The following is a 3,452-nucleotide window of genomic DNA, read 5'->3' as shown; positions in this document are numbered from 1 at the left end:
TGGCCCGCGGCTACAACGCCGCCGGCATTCACGGCGACTTGACCCAGGCCCGCCGGATGCAGGTGCTCAAGCGCTTCAAGGAAGGCAAGCTGGACATCCTGGTTGCAACTGACGTAGCTGCCCGGGGCCTGGACATTTCCGGGGTGACCCACGTCTACAACTACGACATTCCTCAAGACCCTGACTCATACGTGCACCGGATCGGCCGGACCGGCCGGGCGGGCAAGAGCGGCATGAGCGTGACTTTCGTGACGCCGAACGAAATTGGCTACATGCGGACCATCGAGGATTTGACCAAGAAGAAGATGTCGCCTCTGCGGCCGCCGACGGATGCCCAGGCTTTTGCCGGCCAGATGAAGCAGGCCGTTTTAAAGGTCGACGACCTTTTGAGCGGGGACCTCAGCAAGTATGACGAAGCAGCGGAAAAGCTGCTGGAAAACTACTCCGCCGAAGACATCGCGGCTGCCTTGCTCAAGGAACTGTCCAACGACAGCGAAGTCAAGGTGACGATCACTCCGGAAAAGCCCCTCCCTTACCGGGGCAAGCGGCGCAGCGGCAACAGCCACGGCCGGAGCAGCCGGAACAAGAACTTCAAGGGCAAGCGCGGCTTTGACCGCAAAAAGCGCAAGTCCGGTTTCAAGATCCGGGGCCGGAAAGGCTAAGCAATTAAGAAAATTCAAAAAGGACCGAGTTTTTGGCTCGGCCTTTTTCTATATGTGCTATCATTTAAAAAGCGTGAGGTGGAAAGATGATCAAAAACGTCGGCGTGGATCTGATTGAGGTGGAACGCATCGCCAAGGTCGTTGACCGCGGCGACGGCTTTGCCCGGAAGGTCTTGACTGACCGGGAGTTTGCCCAGTACCAGGACTTGACCCGAAAGCGGAAGATTGAATATTTAGGCGGCCGCTTTGCCGTCAAGGAGGCTTTTTCCAAGGCTTGGGGAACCGGAATCGGCAAGGCGGTCGCTTTTGAGGACGTCGAAACGCTCAGAAACGACCTGGGCGCTCCGGTGACCCGGTCCCGGATCTTCAAGGGGCGGATTTTTTCCAGCATCGCGCATGATGATCACGAGATAGTCGCCATTGTGATGCTGGAAGAGCCGGCTCTCTGGCGCCGCGCGATCGGCAAAATGTCGAACTTGTTATCTTGGAGGAAAAATGATCACAGCAGTTAATCGACCAGCAGCCCTGCACATCAATGTGGCTGCGATTAAGGAAAATACCCGGCAGGCCAAGGCACATCTCAAGCCTGGCCAGAAGCTCTTTTGTGTGGTTAAGGCCAACGCTTACGGCCACGGCGCCGTAAAACTGGCCCCGGTCATGGAAAAAGCCGGTGCTGACGGCTTCTGCGTGGCCATGCTGGATGAGGGCTTGGAGCTGCGCCGGGCGCAGGTTGTCAAGCCGATTCTGGTTTTGGGCCTGCAGCCGGCCTCAGAGGCCGCCCTGGCCGCGGCCAACGACATCTCCCTGCCAGTATCCAGCCTGGACTGGCTCAAGGAAGCCGAAGCCGTTTTGCGCCGGGAAGGCCTGCAGCTGAAGATCCACATGGCCATCGACTCGGGGATGGGCCGGATCGGCTTCAGCGAAGACGAGGACTTCGAGGCGGTCAACGAATACTTGAAGGGCAACGATGCCTTTTTCGTTGAAGGGATGTTTACCCACTTTGCCTCAGCCGACAGCAGCGATTCCAGCTACTTCGACTACCAGGTCAAGCGCTTTGAGCACATGAAGAGCCTGCTGACGGTCAAGCCGAAATGGATCCACGTGGACAACACCGCGGCCAGCCTGTTTGACAAGGACGTTGCCAGCGACATCGTCCGCTTCGGGATCGGCCTTTACGGGCTCAACCCGTCTTCTGCCCCGGGCAGCCAGGACCTGGCCCCGGCCTTCCCGCTGCAGCCGGCCATGTCCTTTGTCAGCGAGCTGACCTATGTCAAGCAGATTCACAAGGGCTACGGGGTTGGCTACGGGTCAACCCACATTGCCGAAGAAGACGAATGGATCGGGACCGTGCCGGTAGGGTATGCCGACGGCTGGATCCGCAAGTTCCAGGGCTTCAAGGTCAAGGTCGGGGACGTTTACTGCCCGATCGTCGGCCGGGTCTGCATGGACCAGTTCATGGTCCTTTTGCCTGAGGAAATGCCGGCCGGCAGCCGGGTCGAACTGATTTCAGACGATCCGGACGCGCCGAACAGCCTGCGCCGGGCCGCCGACTGGCTGGACACGATCCACTATGAAGTGGCCTGCCAGTTCAACGACCGCTTGGACCGGATCTACGACAACGAATAATAACCAAAAGAAAAACCTCCGAATTTGCTTCGGAGGTTTTCATATTGAAAAAATTATTCTTCGTTCAGGAAGACGCCAGGCTTTTCTTCGCTCATGATGTTCATGCCGGCAGCCAGGTCTTCAACGGCAACGACTGGGAAGCCCTTGGACTTGAGCTTCTTGCAGATGGCCTTCAGTTCAGTTTCGGTCGTGCCTTGCGGCAGGGTGAACAGGGTCCGGCGGACGTACTTGCCGTCAAATTCGCTGGCTGGCGCGTCCAGAGTCATGGCCCCGGCCAGGTTGACGAACTTGGCGATGATCTTGGTCATCTTGGTCAAGTTGCCGCTGTCGTTGGTGGACAAGACAGTCAAAACGTAAGCACCGGTCTTGACGTTCCAGGCTGATGACAGCATGTCCAAGAGGTGGGCGTGAGTCAGGATCCCGTAGAAGGTGTTGTCAGTGTCCAGGACGGCAATGTAAGGCAGGTCCTTGATGGTGAAGAAAACTTGGAAGAACGGGGCGTTGATCTTGATCGTCTTCGTGGCGTTCTTCAGCAGGTAGGTAACCGGCAGGCTCATATCCCCGCCCTGGGACTTGTGCCGGTAAATGTGCATCTTGTAAATGTTGCCGCGGAAAATCTTGCCGCTGTCGTCCAGAATCGGCACGCAGCGGTAGCCGGAGCTTTCGAGGACTTTCAAGGCTTCTTCCAGGGTGGCATGTTCGTTGACGGTCGTCAGGTAATCCTTCTTGATTACCAGGGATTTGATTAACATAGGAGAACCTCCGTTATATGTATTTACATGTAAATGTTTTCTTGTCTCGTACTTTCACATTATAGCATGTGGAAAATAGAAATTAAAGATAGCTTAAAAGGCAAGAGAGCGTAAGTTTTTGGCCAATTGTGCTAAAATTATTAAGATATCGCAAACGAGGAGACAAATGATGAAATTAATTGTTGCTTTGGGCAATCCAGGCCTTAAATATGAAAAGACCAAGCATAACACTGGTTTTATGGCGCTGGACCACTATCTTGAAAACAACCACCTGAGCTTAAACCGGGAGAAGTTCACGGCTTTGTACGCCAAGGAAAAAATCGCCGGCGAGGACGTGATCTTCATGGAGCCGCAGACCTACATGAACGAATCAGGCAAGGCCGTGGCGGCCGCCGCCAAGTTCTTCAAGATC

Annotated in this window: 4 protein-coding genes and 1 pseudogene; 4 read left to right on the top strand and 1 reads right to left on the bottom strand. The window is 55.6% G+C overall.

Annotation, left to right across the window (positions count from 1 at the left end):
- From lacNas_RS12530 to alr, 3 genes are all read left to right on the top strand, one after another.
- A partial coding sequence (locus lacNas_RS12530) for a helicase-related protein (protein ID WP_201346914.1) occupies nucleotides 1–662 on the top strand: 662 nt, incomplete at its 5' end.
- A gap of 86 nt (nucleotides 663–748) precedes the next feature.
- Nucleotides 749–1,174, top strand: coding sequence for a holo-ACP synthase (gene acpS / locus lacNas_RS12525; RefSeq protein ID WP_201332054.1), 426 nt, complete (start codon nucleotides 749–751; stop codon nucleotides 1,172–1,174).
- A complete protein-coding gene (gene alr, locus lacNas_RS12520) occupies nucleotides 1,158–2,288 on the top strand; it encodes an alanine racemase (RefSeq protein ID WP_201332053.1) in 1,131 nt (376 codons plus the stop codon). The genes acpS and alr overlap by 17 nt, the downstream gene beginning before the upstream one ends.
- 53 nt (nucleotides 2,289–2,341) lie before the next feature.
- Here alr and cbpA read toward each other — a convergent pair whose 3' ends face one another.
- Nucleotides 2,342–3,040 carry a cyclic di-AMP binding protein CbpA gene (gene cbpA / locus lacNas_RS12515; RefSeq protein WP_201332052.1) on the bottom strand — a complete coding sequence of 233 codons (699 nt, stop codon included), beginning with the start codon at nucleotides 3,038–3,040 and terminating at the stop codon, nucleotides 2,342–2,344.
- A gap of 169 nt (nucleotides 3,041–3,209) precedes the next feature.
- Between cbpA and lacNas_RS12510 the strand changes: the two are divergent.
- Nucleotides 3,210–3,452, top strand: a pseudogene (locus tag lacNas_RS12510) (aminoacyl-tRNA hydrolase); the annotation flags it as partial.

This window comes from Lactobacillus nasalidis (assembly GCF_016587775.1).
GTDB lineage: Bacteria > Bacillota > Bacilli > Lactobacillales > Lactobacillaceae > Lactobacillus > Lactobacillus nasalidis.
Note: the sequence above shows the minus strand (reverse complement) of the source record. Positions and strands in the feature narration are given on the sequence as shown.